The organism is Pseudomonas sp. CC6-YY-74, assembly GCF_002025205.1.
GTDB classification, from domain to species: domain Bacteria; phylum Pseudomonadota; class Gammaproteobacteria; order Pseudomonadales; family Pseudomonadaceae; genus Aquipseudomonas; species Aquipseudomonas paeninsulae.
This window is the reverse complement of the sequence record NZ_CP019947.1, coordinates 7,501-29,896: the sequence shown is the minus strand read 5'-3', so window position 1 is coordinate 29,896 and position 22,396 is coordinate 7,501. Positions and strand designations below refer to the sequence as shown.

Genomic DNA, 22,396 nt, shown 5'->3' with positions numbered 1-22,396 from the left:
ATGACAACCACATTTTCGCTTCACCCGTCGCTCGACGACGGTATTCAGGCGGGCGCCGAGGACTTCCCTGGCGGCTCGCTCGTCTGCCGCTGCAGCCAGGATCCTGTCCGGGTGCAAATCGACTCGCAATCGGCCTACAACCACGCCTGCGGCTGCACCAAGTGCTGGAAACCGAAGGGCGCACTGTTCTCCGTGGTGGCGGTGGTGCCGCGCGACAAGCTTAAGGTCACCGAGCATGCCGAGAAGCTTACGGTGGTCGATGCCCAGGCCACCATCCAGCGGCACGCCTGTAGCCAGTGCGGCGTGCATATGTACGGCCGCATCGAGAACAGCACTCATCCCCTCTACGGATTCGACTTCATTCACACGGAACTGTCCCCGGAGAAGGGCTGGTCCGCGCCGCAATTCGCCGCATTCGTCTCTTCAATCATCGAATCAGGCGCCAACCCGGCGATCATGGGTTCGGTACGTGCGCGACTCAAGGTTCTCGGCCTGGAACCTTATGACTGCCTGTCGCCAGAGCTGATGGATATCATCGCGACGCACGCCGCCAAGGCCTCTGGCGCGCTGAAGTCCTGACGTGACGTGACGCGGGAGCGGAGGCGGGGCCACTTGCGAGCGTAAGTCGCGCTGACCCATTGCCTCCTTACCCCTGGCTGCGGCTGCGCGCGCGAATAAATCCCCCCAGCCGGCTCACCTACAGCGCCATCCAGGCGCGGCCAACGCAGGCAAGACCAGCACGCCCACAACGTTAATCGCGCCAGCGCGATTGCTGTGGGTGATAATGTCCGCCACGTTGTCATCCGCTCAACAGAGGAGTCCTGCGGGAGTGATGTTCGAGATCAAGCAGTTGAACCCTGAAGAATACCGTCAGCAAACGCGCCGCAGCACGATAATCATTGTGGTGATCTTCCTGTTGCTGGGCATGCTGCTGTCTAGCACCGCCGTGCTGTTGTTCGGCGAACCCGGCGGCGATAATTTCCGCTGGAATCTGGGCGGTATTATTGCCGGGCTGCTGCTGACCGTAGCACTGGTGCGGCTCAAATTCTGGCAGCAGCCCTGGATGGCGCCGGCGGTCTACGGCTGGCAACTCAAGCGCAGGCTGATGAGCATCACCAACGTCATGCATCACCTCACTGCCGGCGTAACTGCTCAAGATCAGACGGCGATGAAATTGCTGCGTTTCTATCACCTGGGCCTGACCCAGATGCACCAACTGGACGGCAACTCCAGCGCCCTCAGCCAGATGGTGGCGGAGATCAATCGGCACAAGGAGAGCATGGAGGCTCGGGGCATGAATACCGAGCTGAAGCAGATGAACCCAGCCTGGCTTGCGACGGTGAAGAAAGCTAACGCCGCGCGGTAAACGCGCCCATCACCAGCGAAACAGCCTACGGCTATCGCGCCGCTTGACCTAACCGATCCGACCCGGTCTCTGCGGCGCGCCCCTTCCTACCAAGCGGCATAATCACCCTATCGATCAGCCGGCTTCGGCGCCATCTGTGTGCCCAGCAACAAGCCGGCGAAGATCAGCCCGCCGCCCAGCCAGTGGAACGCCTGCAAGCCCTCACCCAGCAGCAGCCAGCCGAGTACGGCAGTGATCACCGGCATCAGGTAGCTGGAGAGTGCCGCCTTGGCGGCGCCGAGTACGCGCACGCCGTGATTCCAGGCGAGATAGGCGACCAGCGAGGCGAACACGGCGGTATAGGCAATCGCGCCGAGGTTGCTCAGGCTGACGACGAAACGAGCACCCTGACTGAGCTCGTAGAGGTAGAACGGCAGAATCAGCGGCACGCCGAGCAGCATCAGTACACCGAGCAGGGCCAGCGCCGGGATCGGCAGCAGGTACTTGGCCCAGCGTCGCAGCAGCAGGGAATACAGCGCCCAGTCGGCCACAGCCAGGAGCATGATCAGGTCGCCACGGTTGAACGACAGCGCCGTCAGGGTCGTCCAACTGCCCTGGGTGATCAGCACCAGCAGGCCGATCGCGGCCAGCCCCATGCCCCACCAGGCGCGGCGCTGCGGCCATTCGCCGAGCAGCAGACCGGCGCCGATGAAGGTCATCAGCGGCAGACAGGTGTTGACCAGGGTGATGTTGATCGCCACGGTGGTCTGGGCGGCGCTGTAGAGCATCGAATTGTAGCCGGCGATGCCGAGGCCGCCGAGCACCAGCAGGCGCCAGCCAGCCGCACGCAGCTGCGGGCGATGACGCCACATCGGCGCCAGGACGAAGGGCAGCAGCAGGCTCAGGGCCAGGCACCAGCGCCAGAACGACAGGGCGAAGGGCGGGATCTCACCGGCGAAGGCGCGCGCCACCAGGGCGTTGCCCGACCAGCAGAGCACCGCCAGCAGCAGGCCGAGCATGGCCAGGCTGCGCGAACTGTTCGTCACCTCAGCTCTGGCCGAGCGGACGCAGGCGGTATTGCGGCGGCAGCTGTTCGATGCCACTGACGGTGACGTTGAGGTTCTTCCAGCGACCGTCCTTGATACCGTAGATGCAGCCATGTACCGACAGTTCCTGACCGCGATGCCAGGCGTTCTGCACGATGGTGGTGTGGCTGACGTTGGCCACCTGCTGGATCACGTTGAGTTCACAGAGGCGGTCGACCCGCTCCTCCTCACTCGGCAGGGTCGCCAGGTAGTCGCGGTGCTCGTAATACAAATCGCGGATGGTCCGCAGCCAGCCGTCGATCAGGCCGAACTGGGTGTCCTGCATAGAAGCACGCACGCCGCCGCAACCGTAGTGGCCGGTGACCAGGATGTGTTTGACCTTGAGCACGTCGACCGCGTACTGGATCACCGACAGGCAGTTGAGGTCGGTGTGCAGCACCACGTTGGCGACGTTGCGATGGACGAACAGATCGCCCGGCAGCAGACCGACGATTTCGTTGGCCGGCACCCGCGCATCGGAGCAGCCGATCCACAGGTATTCCGGCGCCTGCTGGCGGGCCAGCTTGGCGAAGAACGCGGGGTCTTGCTGGGTGATGGCCTCGGCCCAGCGCGCGTTGTTGTCGAAGAGGTGTTGTAAGTCACTCATACCATCGGCTCCCTGGAGTATCGATGCGCACCATACGGAGCGCGCATGGCCTTTGACAAGTCACTTGGCGTTGCCGTCACAGCCGAGATCGACAGCAACAGCCTCGATGCAAGCGGGTCGCGACACCAACCGCTGCCCGCCCCCGCAGGGTGCCGCTCGCACAACCACGCAGCGTTTCACGTCCGCGAGTCGAGCCGGCATCGAACCTGGGCACCCTAACGCAGGTGGCAAGAGCACCAAGACCCGCCGATTCGCGTCAGTCGAACCGGCCCACTCGAACGACCGCAGGGAAAATCAGCGGGAATCTTCCGCGCCCAGGACCGTCAACTCCCTATGGCCACCCAAAAAGAGGAATACCGATGAGCCGCTCCAGTACAACGAACGCAGCAGCCCAGCAGGCCTCGAACCAGCAAGAGGAGCACACGCGCAAGCAGGCTGCCGAGGAAGCAGCGCTGAACGAGCCCAGTGCCCAAGATCAGATAATGGAGGCGCTTTCCTCCAGCCAACGTCGTGAAGCAGGTCTGAGCGGCGATGATGATCGCGGCTGTGGCCCCGACAGCGACGACCTCGAAGCAGAAGACCTGATCAGCAACGACGGCGCCCGCTCGCCCTCTGAACACGGTGAGGTGCAGGCGGCGGACATGGATCTGCGCATCGTCGACGCAGACGAAGCCGGCACCGGCGATGTTCTCGATGAAGAGGAAATGGCCGGCCAGGAGCCGCTCAACTCGGCGCGCCAGCGCACTCCGGACGGTTCAATCGATTAGCGTGCAGGCCATCACCAGCGCGTCCTCGCGACCGCCGACTGCGGGGTAGTAGTCGCGGCGCCGGCCGATTTCATTGAACCCGTAACGCTCGTACAGGCGATAAGCCGACTGGTTGCTGGCGCGCACTTCGAGGAAGCATTCGCCGGCATTCAATTCCATGGCACGCTGCATCAGGCGCTCCAGCAGCAGCAAGCCGAAGCCACGGCCCTGACTCTCCGGTTTGATGGTGATATTGAGCAGATGGGCCTCGTCGATGATCACGTTGATCACCCCGTGGCCAACCTGCTGCTGGCCCTCGAACATCACCCAGCAATCGTAGGACTTGAGGCTGTCGAGGAAGATCCCGCGCGTCCAGGGATGGCTGAACGCGGCGTACTCGATTTTCAGCACGGCCTCGATATCCGCTTCGGTTATCCGGCGGAAAGAAATCGCATCACTCATTCAGGTTGACTCGACAGGCGGTGGATACGTAGGCGAAGTGGCCGAAACAAGGCCACGCAGGACGTGCTCAAGAGTCAGCCAGCCAGCGCTGCCGCACCCGGCGCATGGCCTGCCACAGTTCGGCCTTGCGTTCTGGCTCGTCCATCAGCAATTCCAGCCCCGGCAGTGCCCAGGCCGCACCCAATTCGTCGATCTGCAACTCGCGGTTGTAGACCTCGGCATCGGCGTCGCCGGCAAAGCGAATGGCCGGCAAGCCGACCAGCCACAGGCAGCGGCAGGGTTGCTGCTCTTCCAGGCGCGCGGCGATGAAGCTCTGCACGTAATCCAGCGCGGCCTGTGGCCCCTGATCCATGCTGCCGCGTGCTAGCAATGGCCAGCGTACCGGCTCGCCGACCAATTGCGGGCTGTCCGGCAGACCGGCGGCGCGCAGCAGATCCCTGAGCAGCAGATAGGCCGGATCACGGCCCTGCAAGGGCTCGCCAGTGGGCAGCTCGACCAGCAAGGCGCAGCCACCGGCGCGCAGCAGTTGCAGAGCGAAACGCGGCGGCGCCGCGACCACCGGCTTGGTTACTACGGGCGGCTCGGCCGCATCGGCGGCGTCCGCTTTGCCGTTGCGCGGAGCGCTGCTGGGCCGCGGCACCTCGATCTTCGGCCGCTCGGCTCGCGGCTCGGGCTGGCTAGGTGGCGCCGTTTCGCTGACGGGCACGGCGGCCGGCGGCTCGGCTGCGACTGGCACCTCAGGCTCTGCCGGCTGCAGCAGCTCCGGGCGTGAGGGCGCGGCAAACGGCAACTCCACCCGCGGCAGCCAGCTGGCCACCTGCATGGCGCTCAGGTAGGCGCGACGACGCAGCTCTGCAATCAAACGTCAGCCACCTGCGGGTGAGCCTTCTGGCCGTCCTGCATCAGGTTGAGGGCGTTGATGTAGGCCTTGGCCGACGCTACCAGGATGTCGGTATCGGCGCCGTTGCCATTGACGATACGTCCGCCCTTCTCCAGGCGTACGGTGACTTCGCCCTGGGAGTCGGTGCCCTCGGTGATGGCGTTGACCGAGTACAGTTGCAGGTTGGCCTGCGAACTGGCAATCGACTCAATAGCCTTGAAGGTCGCATCCACCGGACCGGAGCCCTGCGCGGCCGCACGGCGCTCCTGGCCATCGACACTGACCGCGATCTGCGCCTGCGGCACTTCGCCGGTTTTGCTCGTCACTTCCAGGCTCAGCAGTTTGAAGTGCTCAGGTGCTTCGGCGGTCAGGCTGTCGGAAACCAGTGCCTGCAGGTCTTCGTCGAAGATCTCGTGCTTCTTGTCGGCCAGATCCTTGAAACGGGCAAAGGCGGCGTTCAGTTCGCCCTCGCCGGCCAGGACGATACCCAGCTCCTCCAGACGCGAGCGAAACGCCGCACGCCCGGAATGTTTGCCCATGACCATCTTGTTGGCATTCCAGCCAACCGACTCGGCAGACATGATCTCGTAGGTTTCACGGTGCTTGAGCACGCCGTCCTGGTGGATCCCCGATTCGTGGGCGAAGGCGTTGGCGCCGACGATCGCCTTGTTCGGCTGCACCGGGAAACCGGTGATGCCGGAGACCAGGCGCGAGGTACTGAGGATGTGCGGGGTGTCGATGCGCGTATGTACGCCGAGCAGGTCTGCACGGGTCTTGATCGCCATGACGATCTCTTCCAGCGCGGCGTTGCCGGCCCGCTCGCCGAGGCCGTTGATCGTGCACTCGACCTGACGTGCGCCAGCGACCACGGCGGCCAGGGAGTTGGCCACGGCCAGGCCCAGGTCGTTGTGGCAATGCACCGAGAATACTGCCTTGTCGGCATTGGGCACGCGGTTGAGCAGCTGGCGAATGGTCTCGGCGTACTGGTGCGGAATCGCATAGCCCACGGTATCCGGAATATTGATGGTGCGCGCACCGGCATCAATCGCCGCCTCGACAATCCGACAGAGAAAGTCGATGTCCGAACGACCGGCATCTTCGCAGGAGAACTCGACATCGGCACACAGGTTGCGCGCACGCTTGACCGCATGCACCGCCTGCTCGACCACCTGATCGGGCTGCATGCGCAGCTTGTACTGCATGTGGATCGGGCTGGTGGCGATAAAGGTGTGGATGCGCCCGCTGTTGGCGCCCTTGAGGGCTTCGGCGGCGCGGTCGATGTCACCATCTAGGGCGCGCGACAGGCTGCACACGGTGCTGTCCTTGATACTGTCGGCAATCGCCTTGACCGCGGCGAAGTCACCTGGGCTGGCGATGGCGAAGCCGGCTTCGATGACGTCGACGCGCAACCGCTCCAGAGCCTTGGCGATGCGCAACTTTTCTTCACCGGTCATGGACGCGCCGGGACTCTGCTCGCCATCGCGCAGGGTGGTGTCGAAGATAATGACGCGGTCGTTGCTGCTCATGCTGGGTTCCTCACGAATGCGCAGAAGCACAGGCCCGACGTGGGGCCTATGTCGATAAGTGCTGATTGTCGCGTGAAACGCCGCAGGCGGGAAGCGTGGAAAGCAGCGCCACACTCCGCATCAAAGCGTAGGGCGGGTGCAACCCGCCAATGGCCAAGAGATTCCGGCGGGTTGCACCCGCCCTACCGATCGCCCTCGCGCATCGCGCACTTCTGGACGCGTGATGGACGCAAGAGCTCAAAGGGAGGATCTCGCTGTTTACATCCGCCATCGACATGGCGCGGCGGGTTCGTGGAGGAAAACGCTTCGCGGTTTTCCATCCGATGGCCCGGAGCGCATGAGCCATCGGCAAGTAACCAGGATGAGCCTGCAAAGCCGGCACTAAAAACAAGACCCGCCGAATTGGCGGGTCTTGTTGGTCGATCAGCGCTTCTGATCCCAGGGCCGGTCGCCGTTGGCGTCCTTGATCCGGGTCGGCAGGCCCATCGCATCGAGCAGTTTGAGGAACGGCTCGGCCGGCAGCTGTTCGACGTTAGCCATACGCGCCACGTCCCAGTCGCCACGGGCGACCAGCAGAGCAGCGGCGACCGGCGGTACGCCAGCGGTGTAGGAAATGCCCTGGCTGTCGGTCTCGGCATAGGCATCGGCGTGGTCGGCGATGTTGTAGATAAACAACTCCACCGGCTTGCCGTCCTTGCTGCCCTTGACCAGGTCGCCGATGCAGGTCTTGCCGCTGTAACTCGGCGCCAGCGAGGCTGGATCCGGCAGCACGGCCTTGACCACCTTGAGCGGCACCACTTCAAGGCCTTCGGCGGTTTTCACCGGTTGCTCGGAGAGCAGGCCGAGGGTGTTCAGCACGGTGAAGACGTTGATGTAGTGCTCGCCGAAGCTCATCCAGAAGCGCACGTTGGGTACGTTCAGGTGCTTGGACAGCGAGTGCACTTCGTCATGCCCGGTCAGGTACAGATTCTGCTCACCGACCACCGGCAGGTCGTCGCTACGTTTGACTTCGAACATGCTGTTGCTGGTCCACTGGCTGTTCTGCCAGCTCCAGACTTGTCCGGTGAACTCACGGAAATTGATTTCCGGATCGAAATTGGTGGCGAAATACTTGCCGTGGGAGCCGGCGTTGACGTCGAGGATGTCGATCGACTCGATGCTGTCGAAGTACTGCTGCTGCGCCAGTGCGGCATAGGCATTGACCACGCCCGGGTCGAAACCGACACCGAGGATGGCGGTCACGCCTTTTTCCTGGCATTCGGCCAGGTGCTTCCACTCGTAGTTAGCGTACCAAGGCGGCGTTTCGCAGACCTTGCCCGGTTCTTCGTGGATGGCGGTATCAAGGTAGGCGGCGCCGGTATCCATGCAGGCGCGCAGCACCGACATGTTGAGGAAGGACGAACCCACGTTGATGACGATCTGCGATTGGGTCTCGCGGATCAGTGCCTTGGTTGCTTCTATATCCAGCGCATTGAGGGCATAGGCCTGGATTTCGGCCGGCTGCTTCAAGCTGCCTTTGGCCTTTACGCTGTCGATGATGGCCTGGCATTTGGAGATGTTGCGCGACGCGATAGCAATACGACCGAGTTCGTCGTTGTGCTGCGCGCACTTGTGGGCCACCACCTTGGCGACACCTCCTGCACCAATGATCAGAACATTCTTCTTCAATTTCTTTATCTCTCCTTTAACCGCCGGCCTTCAGGACAGGCTGGACAGGTAGTCGTCGAATCCAAACTCACGAACAACCTCGACGCTGCCGTCGAGCTGTCGCACTGCAATAGACGGCATTTTAAGCCCGTTAAACCAGTTTTTCTTGACCATGGTGTAACCCGCTGCGTCGATAAACGACAACCGATCGCCGATGGTCAGCGGACGATCGAAGCGGTATTCGCCGAAAATGTCCCCCGCCAGACAGGATTTACCGCACACCATGTAACTGTGCTCGCCGTCACAGGGGGCCATCTTGGCGTCCAGGCGGTAGATCAACAGATCGAGCATATGCGCTTCGATGGAGCTGTCGACCACCGCCAGGTGCTTGCCGTTGAACAAGGTGTCGAGCACCGTGACTTCCAACGAGGCGCTCATGGTGATGGCAGCTTCACCGGGCTCCAGATAAACCTGCACGCCGAAACGCTCGGAGAAGGCCTTGAGGCGCGCGCAGAACTGCTCCAGCGGATAGCCGTCACCGGTGAAGTGAATACCGCCGCCCAGGCTGACCCACTCGACCTGCTCAAGCAGATGGCCGAAGCGCTCTTCGATGGTGCTGAGCATCTGCTCGAACAGCTCGAAGCTGTCGTTCTCGCAGTTGTTGTGGAACATGAAGCCGGAAACCTTATCCATCACTGTGGCGATTTTTTCCGGGTCCCACTCGCCCAGGCGGCTGAACGGGCGCGCCGGGTCGGCCAACAGGTAATCCGAGCTGCTCACCTGCGGGTTGACCCGCAAGCCACGTATCTTGCCGGCAGACGCCTCGGCGAAGCGCTCGAGCTGGCCGATCGAGTTGAAGATGATCTTGTCGCAGTTGGCCAACATCTCGTCGATTTCATCGTCGGCCCAGGCCACGCTGTAGGCGTGGGTTTCGCCAGCGAACTTCTGTCGACCGAGCTTGAGCTCATACAGCGACGATGAGGTGGTGCCGTCCATGTACTGCTGCATCAGGTCGAATACCGACCAGGTGGCAAAACACTTGAGCGCCAGCAGTGCCTTGGCACCGGAGTGCTCGCGGACGTAGGCGATCTTCTCGAGATTGCCCAGCAGCTTTTGCTTGTCGATGAGGTAGTACGGCGTCTTGATCATCTGTGTGCCTATACAAGGTCAGCCGGCAGGAAATCAGCGGTGCCGACCCCCTCCCCAAAAAGTGGAGGCGAATTGTGCCGATAACCGACGCATATCGAAAGAGCCATGGGCATATTTCGTCGGTCAACCGACCGTTGGCGACGCTTTATCGCAAGGCCGGTCAGCCGCAGCCCAGCTGGAGCGCCCGTGGCGCAATGTGCAGGCGCCAGACAGGATGAACCGCATGGATGACCAATGGGTGACTGCAATGTGCCACTGAGCCTGTCCAATTGCTGGCAATTGTGGCGTCAGGCGGCTCAGGTCTGGCGAAACAACCCGAGCAGGTGGCGGGCAATGGCACCCTTGATCGCGTTGATGCTCGACGCCGAGCAGTGCGCCAACTGGACGAGGTTGATGCGGTGCAGGTGCAGCGACGGCATGCGCGTCTCGAAGCCGCGCAGCTCCTCCTTGATCAACACCGGCAGGAACCACTCGCCCCTGGCCCGATAGCGCTGAATCAGCAACCTGAGCCCATCCTGAAACGGCAACTCCGTGGAGGCCACCAGGCGATTGTGGCTGGGGATTTTCAAGTAGAGACCTGGATAGCCCAGGGTTTCGCCCGGCAGAATATGGATACCGGTGGGTTCTACCGCATGGGCCGGGATGTCATGGAAGGTTTCGTTCCAGCAGCGCTCGTCCGGGAGGATGGTGATATAGCCATGCTCGCTCGGCGGCACCACGAAGCTGTAGTTGCTGTAGAGCTTTGCCGCATAAGCCGAATAGACACACCGGCGGTTCTCGAAGCGCTGCAGGAAGGCAATCGCCTCGCGGCGGTCGGTAATGGCGTCGAGGTCCCAGGCCAGATCGCCCTGATCCTGCAATTCGCACCAACAGGCAGCGATATAGGCAGCGGAGGTGAACGGCATAGGCTCGATCCCGGCCTGGTGTTTGATCTGTGATCGCAGAAAACATGCCAGCAAATTCAACCACTTGAATAGGGCTCCCAGCGCGTCAAGATCACCGGACAACGGTTGCGGCGGTCGCAAACTGCCGCACTGCGTCACCCGCACGCGCAAAGCGCCTCCGATCGGTTCGGGCTCAATCGATTGTCGGCCGATGCAGTACAATCGGCGTTTTTCCCAGATTGAGCGACCGGCTTTCGATGATCGATCCCAAGCGCGTATTGCGTGCCCTTGCCGAACACTGGACGTTGCTCGAACCGCTCTGCGAGCGGTTCGATAGCGGCACCCTGAGCCTGGTCGAGCTGCGCAAGCAACTCACGGCGCAGTTGCCGGACAGCACGCCGGTGGACATTACCGCCCTGCTCGACCAGTGGATCCGCCTGGATATCCTGGTGCCGGTAGCCAAGAGCCCCAACCGCTTCGAGCTCAACGCGCAGATCCACGACTTCCTTGCCTACCTGCGCCGCGAACACCGCCTGGGCCTGTGCCTGGAGATCGAGGCCTACTTGCGCCACCTGGAGCGCCTGGCCGGCTATATCAAGGATGCCTTCGAGGTGCGTGACGCGGCCGACCTGGCGCGGCAGTTGCGCCTGCTGGATATGCGCGTGCGTGATGTGCTGAAGAAGCTGGCCAACGACGAACAGGCGCTGGTCGCCGTGGCCGAACGGGCCAAAACCAGCGACCGGCAGATCCCCCTGCGTCAGCGTTACGCCGAAGTGCTGGCGACCTGGGACGAATATGTCGAACCGATGATCCAGCTGGTCGCCGCCGACGGCGCCTTCGAGCAGGGCGTCTATCGCGTCGAACATGTACTGCTGCGCCTGCTCAGCGAACAGCAGCGCCTCGGCCGGCTGGTCGATGACGACCTGCTGCTGCGCACCCACGCACGCATCCTGGAGATGCAGACCACCGCCCAGCTGACCCTGCGCCGCGCCCGCGAGCTGCTCCTGCCGCTGCGCGAGGAAGCCCGCCGGCACAATGCCGTGACCCGCGGTGCAGCCCTGGCCCTGGCGGCTATTCGGCGTAAAGGCTTGGACGCAGTGCCGCAGGCCTCGCTGCCGCTGTTCAGTCGTCCGCAGAGCACCTTTCTCGGTACGGCGTCGCAGGTCGAGGCCTATGTCTATGCGCTGGCGCGCTTCGAACCAAAACCGGCGCAGTTCCCCAAGGCCAGTACCACGCGCAAGGGCGAAGTGCCCCGCGCGCCACGTACCGCGCGGGAGATGCTCGAACGCTGCGAACGAGCCCTGCCGTTACCGGACTTGATGGGTTGGCTGCTGCAGCAGGAGCCCGAAGGCGCCACAGACGAGCTGCTGTATTGGTTCTCGCGCCTGTCCCGCGATGCCCGTTTCCAGCGCGAGCGCCTGCAGCGCCGTGACTATTTGACCGCCGAACACCAGCTCAGCCTGAGTTCCTATGCCCTGATGGCCAGCGCCCATGGTTAACCCCTGCTTGCCCACCATCCTGCGCCATCAACTTTCCGCTGGAAAACGCTTCGCGGATTTCCAACGGGCGGCCATCAACATTACAAGCCTGTGCGAGTGACCGCATGAATATCGACCTGAAAGAACTGACCCAACTGGCACCGATCTTCCGCGAGCTATTCAAGGGCTATCACGTCAGCCGCCGCGACCCGGAGCTGTACGCCCAGCTGTCCAACTTGCAGGACCAGTACCGCGCGCTGTTCAAGGCGCTCGGTTATGAGCTGATCTGCGACAGCCGTGGCTTCTACTATTTCGTCCCCGAGCAGATGGGCGCCCAGGTCAACAAGACCGCCCAGCGCCTGGCGCTGTTCACCTTCATCCTGGTTGAACATTTAGCCGATCAGGGCCGCGACCCGTTGGCCGTACTCGACGGTGGCAGCCTCGGCCGCGATGAACTGCCGCCGCTGCTGGAAAAATACCGTGATCTGTTCCTCCAGGCCGAAGTCACCACCATCGAGGAGTTGGAAGAAAAGATCATGCGCCGCCTGAACCAGCTGGGCTTTAGCGGCGAAGAAAATGGCGTCTACCGCTTCCTCGCACCGATGCACCGCTTCCTCGATGTCTGCCTGAGTGTGCAGCAGGATCGCGACCTGGCCGCCACCCTGCATAGCGCGCAGCCACTGCCGACGCCAGTGCTACTGGACGATGAGCCAGAGGATGCAATCATCATTCTCGCCGAAGGTGAGCCGGACCTCAGCGAAGAGGATGCCCTGGCCCGCGCCATGGCCGCCGAACGCGCCGTACAGGAGATAGATGCATGAGCCAGGAACGCTACGGCATCCGCCGCTTTGCCCTGCTGAACACCGCCGGCTACAGCCTCGGCCTGTTTCCGCTGGAGAACCCGCTGTCGGTGTACGGCGCCAACAACCTGGGCAAGTCCGCCTCGATCAACGCTCTGCAGTTCCCAATTCTGGCACGCATGTCGGACATGAGCTTCGGCAAGTACAGCCTGGAGCAATCGCGCAAGTTCTACTTCGCCACCGACACCAGCTACATCCTGGTGGAAGTCACTCTGCCCCACGGCCCCCATGTCATCGGTGTGGCCGGGCGCGGGCCGGGGGGCGGTTTCGGCCACCAGTTCTTCGCCTACCAGGGCGAGCTGAACCTGGCTCACTACCAGACCAATGGCACCTGCCTGCGCCAGCGCGAGCTGTTCAATGCCCTGGAGCGCGACGGCATCAAGGCCTATGAACTCAAGCCGGACGAGCTGCGCCGCCTGCTGGTCGGCGGCCACACCTCGATCCCGCTGGACCTGACCCTGATCCCGCTGCGCTCCACCAGTGAGCAGAGCCTGAAGACCTTCCGCGCCCTGTTTATCAACCTGTTGCATATGCGCGAAATCACCGCGGCAAAGCTCAAGCAGCTGTTCCTCGATGCCTTCGAGCACAGCCTGCGCTCCGGGAGCGTCGACTATATCGCCGCCACCGAAGAAGCCTTCCGCGATGTGCGGCGCATGGAGCAGGACTACCAGGCGCTGGTCAGCGCCGGCCCCTTGATCGACGCCCTGGCCGCTGGCGTCACCCAGCGCGCACAACTGCGCGGCAAGCTGCATCGCCTCTCACCGCTGCTCGATTCCCTGCTTGGCACCTGGCAGGACTACGCCGGCGCGCGCCGTGAGGAACTGGTGATCCAGGCCGAGCACTACCAGGGCGAGCAGGATGGCCTGCAACAGCAACAACGTGGCGACACCGCCGAGCTGATGCGCATGGAACGTGAAATCAGCGAGATCCAGCGCTGGCTTGGCGAGCTGTCCGTACTGAAAAACCGTTTCGCCCTGGTCAGCGACGCGCACGTGCTGGAGGCGCAGCTGCTCGCCGCCAAGGACGCCCACGACGAACTGGCCGGCGCTCTGGCGCAATCACGGCAATTCTCCAGTGAAGACCTCGAGGAGCGCCTGCGCGATCTGGAAAAGCGCCTCAAGTCGGTCAAGCTGCAACTCGATCACGCCGACAACAACAGCTACTCGCGCCTGCGTGAAGAATTCTCCCAGGCCGATGTCGACCGCCTGATGCGCCTGTTCAACGGCCAACTGTTCAGCCTGCCTTTAGGCGAAACAGGCATTCAACTGGACCACGGCGATACCTGGGTGAAATCTCTGGAAGCCGTGCTGGAGAGCTTTAAGGGCGAGCGCTTCGAAGTACCCGGCCTGTCCATCGACCTCAGTCATATCGAGCCACCGGCGCTGCAAGCGCTGGCCGACCGCGCCGCCCTGCGTGATCAGAAAGACCGCCTTGACCGCGAGTACAAGCAGCTCAAGACCCAACAAGCAGTCGCGGCCGACCGCGCCGCGAGCAAGGCCCAGGCCGAGCTTCTGTACAAAGCTGTGCTGGATGCGCAGAAAGCCCTGGAAGACTTCCGCCGCAGCCAGACCCTGGCAGTGGAAGAAGACCGCAAGCTGGAACAACTGGCGCAACTGGAAGCGGCGCAGGACGAACTCAAGCGCAGCAGCGACGCCTTCACCGAACGGGTGCAGCAACTGTCCGCCAAGCTGCAACTGGTCGGCCGGCAGCTGGCCGACCTGGAAGCCAAGCAGCGCACCCTGGAAGACGCCTTGCGCCGTCGCCAGCTACTGCCGGCCGATCTGCCCTTCGGCGCGCCTTTTACCGATCCGGTGGACGACTCGCTGGACAACCTGCTCCCCCTGCTCAACGACTATCAGGACGCCTGGCAGGGCCTGCAGCGGGTCGACGGGCAGATCGAGGCGCTGTATGCCCAGGTACGCCTCAAAGGCGTGGCCAAGTTCGACAGCGAGGACGACGTCGAGCGCCGCCTGCACCTGCTGGTCAACGCCTACGCCCATCGCCAGGACGAAGCCCTGACCCTGACCAAGGCCCGCCGCGCCGCCGTCACCGATATCGCCCGTACCCTGCGCAATATCCGCAGCGATTACGACAACCTGGAACACCAACTGGCCCTGTTCAACCGCGAGATCAACAAGCGCCAGGTCTCCAACCTGGAAAGCTTCCGCATCGTCCTGGCGCCGAACAAGGACGCGCTCAAGCACATCGACCAGATCATCCACAGCGCCGGCCAGTACGAGCAAGGCGAGACCCTGTCGGTGTTCGACCTGCAGCAGAGCAGCGCTCAGGACAGCAAGAACGAGGAGGCCAAGGAATACCTGGCACGCCTGGTCGCGGCCAATCACAACCAGCTGGGCTTGAAAGATCTGTTCGAGCTGGCCTTCGAGATCACCAAGGTGCATGGCCAACCGGTGATCCACACCGACATCGACGGCGCGGCCTCCAACGGCACGACCATGACCATCAAGGCGCTGACCAACATGTACTTGTTGCTGCACCTGATGGATCGTGATCAGGCTGGACGCATCCGCCTGCCCTACTACCTCGATGAGGCGGCGGACATCGACGAGAAAAATCAGCAGGCGCTGATCGAAACCAGCCTGCAACTGGGCTTCGTACCGATCCTCGCCTCAGTCAAGCCCCAGGTCTCGGCCCACGTGGCCATCGACCTGGAAGGCGGCAGCGGGCCAAACGGCATCTATATCGACGAGGCGGACTGGAAATACATCCAGCGCCGGGAGACCAGCACCTTGCAGGTCCAGCCCGTCCCGGCTGTCGAGCCGGCCTGAAGCAGCAGCCACAAACGACCAGGGCAGCACATGCGGCCCTGGCTGTATGCGACTTGCCTATTTCGGCAAGGCGATCTTCGGTGCCCAGCCCAACCATTCTTCCTGCGGCTCGTCGAACATAGGAAAGGTTTGCCCTGGCCTGGCCTGGTGAGTCATGGGCTCGCTATCCGGGGTCGCGAACGCCACGCCGCCCTCGATCAGGGTTTCCAGGGATTCGCTACGCACCTTCACGCCCTTGAACAGGCCCGCCTCGAAACCAACGCCCGAGGTATTCCAAAAACGGCTACCGGTGCGCACCAGATCGGCATAACGCGGTTCGATGAGGATATGAATCAGCACCCGGTCCGCCGTCGGTCCGAGTTCATAACCGGTCACCTTGCCCACCGGAACTTCCCGATAGCTCACCGGTACCCCGGCTTTCAGCGAGCTGCGCCGGGCAGTGCTGAGTACCAGACGCAGACCGAGTTCCTCCACCACCTGATTCGGCGGACGGGCCAACGCGATGAATTCGACCTGCCGGACCGCGCCCTTGGCCGCCGGCAACACTTCCAGGTACTGGCCACTGACCAGGGTGTCCAGGTTGGTCACACGGGTGAGGCTAAACTCAGGCTTGACCACCCAGAACTGCGTACCCACTCGGGCGATCTGCTCAGTCGCCAGAGTCACTCGGGCACGCAAAACCACAGCCTGCAGGTCATCGCTGAGCTCTATGCTGTCGACCTTGCCGACATCCAGACCTCGGTAGCGAATCGCGGTACCTGCGCTCAGGCCATCACTACGTTCCGTTTGGATGGTAATGGCCACCCCATCCTGCATGGCCGCCTCGCGACTGGCATGGAGGCTGAAGCGTGGCACTCGCTTGCTTACTGCAGGCGCCCGCAGATCCGGGGTTTCAAACACGATGCCACCAGACAACAGGGTCTGCAGCGATTCACTCTTGACCTCAACCCCGGACAAACCGCCTTTCAAGGTAATCCCACTGGCATTCCAGAAGCGCGTTGAACTGTTCACCAGATGCGCGTACTCGGGCTCGACGTGCAACCCGAAGACCACCCGTCGATTGTCGCGCGCGAGCTGAACGCTCTGCACCGAGCCGACAGGGACCTGCTTGTAGAGGATCGGGCTACCAACCTCAAGTGAACCGCGGCTGTCGCTGAACAGCACCATGTGCAGGCCGGGCGCATCCAGATTCAGCGGCGGTGCCTTGGGTCGCGCGACGAAATCGCGCTTGGCCGCCGCACCCTTTTCGCCGGGGCGTACGGCGATGTAATTTCCTTTGACCAGTGCTTCCAGACCAGTGATGCCAGCCAGGGAAATAGACGGTTTGACCACCCAGAATTCAGTACCTTCAACCAGATAGTCTTCAGTGCGTGGATCGAGGGTCAATTCGGCCAAGGCACCGGTCAGGTCATCATTAACCTTCAGCGTCTTCAAGGTACCGGCCTGTATGCCGTTGTACATAACCGGCGTGCGCCCGGCCTGCAAGCCTTCGAAATCGGTCATCTTGACCTGCACCCGGATGCCGGCCTGGGCTGCTTCAAAATCTTCATACAGACGAAATGGAATGCTCGGGTCAGTCGCCGGACTCTCTTTCCGATGCTCGGGCGTGGCGAAAGCAATGCCGCCCGCCACTATGCTGGCCAGCGACTCGCTGCGCAGCTTGAAACCCGACAAACCGGCGTCGATGCTGATGCCGCTGGCATTCCAGAAACGGGTATGTTTACGCACCAAAGCGGCATAGGTCGGCTCTATGTAGAGCTTAACCTCGACCGTGCTCTGATCCTTGGCGAGGGCATAGCTTTTCACCCGGCCAACCTGAATCTGTTTGTAGAACACCGGACTGTCGCGATTCAACGAGCCGAGGCGTTCAGCTTTCAGGGTCAGATGTAACCCAGGCCTGTCGTCCGATAAAGGGGGCGGCTCGGCCAACGCCTCGAACTCCAGAGCCGGCTCGCCATCGCCAGGGCTGACCGCAATATAATTACCCGACACCAGGGTCTCCAGCCCGGTGATACCAACCAGACTCACGCTAGGTTTGACCAGCCAGAAGCGCGTGTTGCTGCGCAAATACGGTTCTACCTTCTTGTTCATTTCCACAGTGGCAACAACCCCGAGGTTTTCACCGCTGTCATCCAGGGCCATGGCCTTGACCTTGCCGATCGCCATGCCCTTGTAGATAACCTCAGTCTTGCCAGACTGAATACCCTCCCCTCCCGGGAAAACCACTTGGATTTCAATCCCAGCCTGACTGTAGGCCTGCCAACCCAACCAGGCACCAATCAGCAAGGCAATCAATGGCAATACCCAGATCGCCGACCAGTTGGAAGCAGGACGGGTTTTCGCCGTCGGTAGATCAGTCATGGTTGTCATCCGACTCGGTGTTATCCCAGATCAAACGGGGATCGAAAGTTAAAGCCGCAAGCATCGTCAGAATCACCACACTGGCGAAGGCTATCGAACCGAAACCTGGCTCGATACTCGCCAGGCTGCCGAACTTGACTACCGCTACGAGAATCGCGATGACAAAAATATCCAACATCGACCAGCGACCAATCCACTCGATAAAGCGGTACACGAGTATTCGCTGACGCGCCGACATCGGCTGATGCCGCTGCACCGAATACAGCAGCAAGGCAATGCCCGTCAACTTGAATATCGGCACTAGAATACTGGCAATGAAAACCACGGCAGCAATCGGCAGCATACCGAGATGCACCAGTTCGATGATGCCCGACATGATAGTGTCGGACTGCCCCTTGCCCAGCGAATTGACGGTCATTATCGGCAACAGATTGGCGGGGATGTACAGTAGCGCCGCCGTCAGCAGCAATGCCCAAGTACGAACAAGACTGTCCGGACGACGGTCATGAATAACGCCCCCGCAGCGCGAACAGAACTGTTTGCGACTAGCGGGCTCCTGTTTATTCAGCATATGGCATTCGTGGCACAACAACAGCCCCGCATCAATTGCTCTCATGTGCGTCTTCCTCGGATAACGCCTGCCAAATCTGATGCGGGGCCATAGTCACCTCCAGCCACAGTTGGACCAATAACAAGCCCACGAAACACACCAAACCGATCCCCAGGCTCAAGTCGGCAATATCAGCCAACTTGACGATCGCCACCAGGATGCCCATCAGGTAGACCTCGAGCATGCCCCAATCACGCAGGTGATGATAAATCCGGTAGAACAGCAAGCCATAACCACGGCCAATGTTCCAGGCAATGCTCAGCAACACCAGCAACTGGCAAAGCAGCTTGAGCAACGGCACCGCCATGCTGCAGAGAAAGACCACTATGGCTACGCTCTGCATGTCGCTTTGATACAGGCTGACCACAGCACTCCATAGCGTGTCCTCGCTCGTCTGACCGAGCAAGTTAAGCCGCATGATCGGCAGGAAATTAGCAGGGATGTAAAGCAACAGGGCGGCAAGCACCAGAGCCAGGCTACGTCTTACCACGTGATTGCGCTGGGAATAAAGCTCGTAGCCGCAGCGCGGGCAATCAGCCCGTTCACCATCCGCCAGCTGCGGCCGGTGCATCAAGAGGTCGCACTCATGGCAAGCAACCAACTCATCCAGTGGAAGCGCCGATACGTCATGAGTGCCAGTCGAGTCGGCCATTTGCAAAGGCTCGTGCGAAGTGAACAACTATTCTAGACGAGTGGAGCACAGAACCGCTCACTCCGGTACCGCCCGATGGCTTACCGATGATTAGTCTTTTCTGCCCACAAAGACAAACCCCCCACCCGTTTTCACGGATGGGGGGTTTGGAATACAAGCTTGACGATGACCTACTCTCACATGGGGAAACCCCACACTACCATCGGCGATGCATCGTTTCACTACTGAGTTCGGGATGGGATCAGGTGGTTCCAATGCTCTATGGTCGTCAAGCAATTCGGGTGGAACATCGTGCTTCTTTTATCAAGAAGGACGCGGCTCCAAATTGGGTATGTGATAAAGGGTAGTGCGTGGTCTTGCAAACTTTCGGTGTGTTGTCGACTTCGATCGTCTAGCACACAAACAGCAAATTGTTTGGGTGTTATATGGTCAAGCCTCACGGGCAATTAGTATTGGTTAGCTCAACGCCTCACAGCGCTTACACACCCAACCTATCAACGTCGTAGTCTTCGACGGCCCTTTAGGGAACTCAAGGTTCCAGTGAGATCTCATCTCGAGGCAAGTTTCCCGCTTAGATGCTTTCAGCGGTTATCTTTCCCGAACGTAGCTACCCGGCAATGCCACTGGCGTGACAACCGGAACACCAGAGGTTCGTCCACTCCGGTCCTCTCGTACTAGGAGCAGCCCCTCTCAAATCTCAAACGTCCACGGCAGATAGGGACCGAACTGTCTCACGACGTTCTAAACCCAGCTCGCGTACCACTTTAAATGGCGAACAGCCATACCCTTGGGACCGGCTTCAGCCCCAGGATGTGATGAGCCGACATCGAGGTGCCAAACACCGCCGTCGATATGAACTCTTGGGCGGTATCAGCCTGTTATCCCCGGAGTACCTTTTATCCGTTGAGCGATGGCCCTTCCATACAGAACCACCGGATCACTAAGACCTACTTTCGTACCTGCTCGACGTGTCTGTCTCGCAGTCAAGCGCGCTTTTGCCTTTATACTCTACGACCGATTTCCGACCGGTCTGAGCGCACCTTCGTACTCCTCCGTTACTCTTTAGGAGGAGACCGCCCCAGTCAAACTACCCACCATACACTGTCCTCGATCCGGATAACGGACCAGAGTTAGAACCTCAAGGTTGCCAGGGTGGTATTTCAAGGTTGGCTCCACGCGAACTAGCGTCCACGCTTCAAAGCCTCCCACCTATCCTACACAAGCAAGCTCAAAGTCCAGTGCAAAGCTATAGTAAAGGTTCACGGGGTCTTTCCGTCTAGCCGCGGATACACTGCATCTTCACAGCGATTTCAATTTCACTGAGTCTCGGGTGGAGACAGCGCCGCCATCGTTACGCCATTCGTGCAGGTCGGAACTTACCCGACAAGGAATTTCGCTACCTTAGGACCGTTATAGTTACGGCCGCCGTTTACCGGGGCTTCGATCAAGAGCTTCGCGTTAGCTAACCCCATCAATTAACCTTCCGGCACCGGGCAGGCGTCACACCCTATACGTCCACTTTCGTGTTTGCAGAGTGCTGTGTTTTTAATAAACAGTCGCAGCGGCCTGGTATCTTCGACCGGCGTGGGCTTACGCAGTAAATGCTTCACCCTCACCGGCGCACCTTCTCCCGAAGTTACGGTGCCATTTTGCCTAGTTCCTTCACCCGAGTTCTCTCAAGCGCCTTGGTATTCTCTACCTAACCACCTGTGTCGGTTTGGGGTACGGTTCCTAGTTACCTGAAGCTTAGAAGCTTTTCCTGGAAGCATGGCATCAACCACTTCGTCGTCTAAAAGACAACTCGTCATCAGTTCTCGGCCTTGATCTCCCGGATTTACCTAAGAAATCAGCCTACCACCTTAAACACGGACAACCAACGCCGTGCTGGCCTAGCCTTCTCCGTCCCTCCATCGCAGTAACTAGAAGTACGGGAATATTAACCCGTTTTCCATCGACTACGCATTTCTGCCTCGCCTTAGGGGCCGACTAACCCTGCGTCGATTAACGTTGCGCAGGAAACCTTGGTCTTTCGGCGTGGGTGTTTTTCACACCCATTATCGTTACTCATGTCAGCATTCGCACTTCTGATACCTCCAGCAAGCTTCTCAACTCACCTTCACAGGCTTACAGAACGCTCCTCTACCGCTCATCCTAAGATGAACCCGTAGCTTCGGTGTATGGTTTGAGCCCCGTTAAATCTTCCGCGCAGGCCGACTCGACTAGTGAGCTATTACGCTTTCTTTAAAGGGTGGCTGCTTCTAAGCCAACCTCCTAGCTGTCTAAGCCTTCCCACATCGTTTCCCACTTAACCATAACTTTGGGACCTTAGCTGACGGTCTGGGTTGTTTCCCTTTTCACGACGGACGTTAGCACCCGCCGTGTGTCTCCCGTGCTGACACTTGTTGGTATTCGGAGTTTGCATCGGGTTGGTAAATCGGGATGATCCCCTAGCCGAAACAGTGCTCTACCCCCAACAGTGATACACGAGGCGCTACCTAAATAGCTTTCGAGGAGAACCAGCTATCTCCGAGCTTGATTAGCCTTTCACTCCGATCCACAGGTCATCCGCTAACTTTTCAACGGTAGTCGGTTCGGTCCTCCAGTTAGTGTTACCCAACCTTCAACCTGCCCATGGATAGATCGCCCGGTTTCGGGTCTATTCCCAGCGACTAGACGCCCTATTAAGACTCGCTTTCGCTACGCCTCCCCTATTCGGTTAAGCTTGCCACTGAAAATAAGTCGCTGACCCATTATACAAAAGGTACGCAGTCACCCAACAAAGTAGGCTCCCACTGCTTGTACGCATACGGTTTCAGGATCTATTTCACTCCCCTCTCCGGGGTTCTTTTCGCCTTTCCCTCACGGTACTAGTTCACTATCGGTCAGTCAGTAGTATTTAGCCTTGGAGGATGGTCCCCCCATATTCAGACAAAGTTTCTCGTGCTCCGTCCTACTCGATTTCATGACTAAGAGATTTTCGCGTACAGGGCTATCACCCACTATGGCCGTACTTTCCAGAACGTTCCGCTAATCTCAAAGCCACTTAAGGGCTAGTCCCCGTTCGCTCGCCACTACTAAGGGAATCTCGGTTGATTTCTATTCCTCAGGGTACTTAGATGTTTCAGTTCCCCTGGTTCGCCTCACACACCTATGTATTCAGTGTGTGATAACCATCTTATGATGGCTGGGTTCCCCCATTCAGACATCTCCGGATCAAAGGTTGTTTGCCACCTCCCCGAAGCTTTTCGCAGGCTACCACGTCTTTCATCGCCTCTGACTGCCAAGGCATCCACCGTATGCGCTTCTTCACTTGAC

General features: G+C 60.5%; 17 protein-coding genes and 2 rRNA genes (1 of these 19 cut by a window edge). 6 read left to right on the top strand and 13 right to left on the bottom strand.

Annotated elements, in window-relative coordinates; translation table 11 throughout:
- Positions 1–579 carry an S-(hydroxymethyl)glutathione synthase gene (gene gfa / locus B2D37_RS00135; protein ID WP_079200828.1) on the top strand — a complete coding sequence of 193 codons (579 nt, stop codon included), beginning with the start codon at positions 1–3 and terminating at the stop codon, positions 577–579.
- 253 nt (positions 580–832) lie between these two features.
- On the top strand, positions 833–1,366 hold the full coding sequence (locus B2D37_RS00130) for a DUF3087 domain-containing protein (RefSeq protein ID WP_079200827.1): 534 nt from the start codon (positions 833–835) through the stop codon (positions 1,364–1,366).
- 107 nt (positions 1,367–1,473) lie between these two features.
- Here the strand turns inward: B2D37_RS00130 and B2D37_RS00125 are convergent, their stop codons facing one another.
- Together B2D37_RS00125 and can are read right to left on the bottom strand one after the other, a co-directional pair.
- Positions 1,474–2,364 carry a DMT family transporter gene (locus B2D37_RS00125; protein ID WP_079204846.1) on the bottom strand — a complete coding sequence of 297 codons (891 nt, stop codon included), beginning with the start codon at positions 2,362–2,364 and terminating at the stop codon, positions 1,474–1,476.
- Positions 2,365–2,392: 28 nt separating this feature from the next.
- Positions 2,393–3,037, bottom strand: a complete 645-nt coding sequence (gene can / locus B2D37_RS00120) for a carbonate dehydratase (RefSeq protein ID WP_079200826.1) — start codon at positions 3,035–3,037, stop codon at positions 2,393–2,395.
- Positions 3,038–3,396: 359 nt separating this feature from the next.
- On the opposite strand from can, the gene B2D37_RS00115 reads away from it, so the two are divergent.
- The gene (locus B2D37_RS00115; protein WP_079200825.1) at positions 3,397–3,804 is read left to right on the top strand and encodes a hypothetical protein; all 408 of its coding nucleotides are present in this window, start codon (positions 3,397–3,399) and stop codon (positions 3,802–3,804) included.
- Here B2D37_RS00115 and rimI read toward each other — a convergent pair.
- The 6 genes from rimI to B2D37_RS00085 all read right to left on the bottom strand — a co-directional run bounded on the left by rimI (position 3,793) and on the right by B2D37_RS00085 (position 10,352).
- Positions 3,793–4,245, bottom strand: a complete 453-nt coding sequence (rimI, locus tag B2D37_RS00110; protein WP_079200824.1) for a ribosomal protein S18-alanine N-acetyltransferase — start codon at positions 4,243–4,245, stop codon at positions 3,793–3,795. The genes B2D37_RS00115 and rimI overlap by 12 nt on opposite strands.
- A gap of 67 nt (positions 4,246–4,312) precedes the next feature.
- On the bottom strand, positions 4,313–5,107 hold the full coding sequence (locus B2D37_RS00105) for an energy transducer TonB (RefSeq protein ID WP_079200823.1): 795 nt from the start codon (positions 5,105–5,107) through the stop codon (positions 4,313–4,315).
- Entirely contained in the window at positions 5,104–6,651 is a 1,548-nt protein-coding gene (locus B2D37_RS00100) for a 2-isopropylmalate synthase (protein WP_079200822.1), read from the bottom strand. Before B2D37_RS00100 ends, B2D37_RS00105 begins: the two co-directional genes overlap by 4 nt.
- Before the next feature lie 423 nt (positions 6,652–7,074).
- A complete protein-coding gene (locus B2D37_RS00095; RefSeq protein ID WP_079200821.1) occupies positions 7,075–8,319 on the bottom strand; it encodes a saccharopine dehydrogenase family protein in 1,245 nt (414 codons plus the stop codon).
- A gap of 30 nt (positions 8,320–8,349) precedes the next feature.
- Positions 8,350–9,447, bottom strand: coding sequence for a carboxynorspermidine decarboxylase (locus B2D37_RS00090; protein WP_079200820.1), 1,098 nt, complete (start codon positions 9,445–9,447; stop codon positions 8,350–8,352).
- Between the two features lie 296 nt (positions 9,448–9,743).
- Positions 9,744–10,352: a hypothetical protein gene (locus tag B2D37_RS00085; protein WP_079204845.1), complete on the bottom strand. Its 609-nt coding sequence runs from the start codon at positions 10,350–10,352 to the stop codon at positions 9,744–9,746.
- 236 nt (positions 10,353–10,588) lie between these two features.
- On the opposite strand from B2D37_RS00085, the gene mksB reads away from it, so the two are divergent.
- The 3 genes from mksB to mksF all read left to right on the top strand — a co-directional run bounded on the left by mksB (position 10,589) and on the right by mksF (position 15,458).
- Positions 10,589–11,830 carry an Mks condensin complex protein MksB gene (gene mksB / locus B2D37_RS00080; protein ID WP_079200819.1) on the top strand — a complete coding sequence of 414 codons (1,242 nt, stop codon included), beginning with the start codon at positions 10,589–10,591 and terminating at the stop codon, positions 11,828–11,830.
- 104 nt (positions 11,831–11,934) lie between these two features.
- A complete protein-coding gene (mksE, locus tag B2D37_RS00075) occupies positions 11,935–12,630 on the top strand; it encodes an Mks condensin complex protein MksE (protein ID WP_079200818.1) in 696 nt (231 codons plus the stop codon).
- Positions 12,627–15,458, top strand: a complete 2,832-nt coding sequence (mksF, locus tag B2D37_RS00070; protein ID WP_079200817.1) for an Mks condensin complex protein MksF — start codon at positions 12,627–12,629, stop codon at positions 15,456–15,458. Before mksE ends, mksF begins: the two co-directional genes overlap by 4 nt.
- Positions 15,459–15,515: 57 nt before the next feature.
- Here mksF and B2D37_RS00065 read toward each other — a convergent pair whose 3' ends face one another.
- The 5 genes from B2D37_RS00065 to B2D37_RS00045 form a co-directional block, all read right to left on the bottom strand.
- Positions 15,516–17,819 carry a PqiB family protein gene (locus B2D37_RS00065; protein WP_079200816.1) on the bottom strand — a complete coding sequence of 768 codons (2,304 nt, stop codon included), beginning with the start codon at positions 17,817–17,819 and terminating at the stop codon, positions 15,516–15,518.
- Positions 17,812–18,435: a paraquat-inducible protein A gene (locus B2D37_RS00060; RefSeq protein WP_079200815.1), complete on the bottom strand. Its 624-nt coding sequence runs from the start codon at positions 18,433–18,435 to the stop codon at positions 17,812–17,814. The genes B2D37_RS00065 and B2D37_RS00060 overlap by 8 nt, the downstream gene beginning before the upstream one ends.
- Positions 18,422–19,081: a paraquat-inducible protein A gene (locus B2D37_RS00055; protein ID WP_079200814.1), complete on the bottom strand. Its 660-nt coding sequence runs from the start codon at positions 19,079–19,081 to the stop codon at positions 18,422–18,424. Before B2D37_RS00055 ends, B2D37_RS00060 begins: the two co-directional genes overlap by 14 nt.
- Before the next feature lie 157 nt (positions 19,082–19,238).
- Positions 19,239–19,354: ribosomal RNA gene (gene rrf / locus B2D37_RS00050) — 5S ribosomal RNA — on the bottom strand.
- A gap of 152 nt (positions 19,355–19,506) precedes the next feature.
- Positions 19,507–22,396, bottom strand: a 23S ribosomal RNA gene (locus tag B2D37_RS00045); it runs 1 nt beyond the window's last position.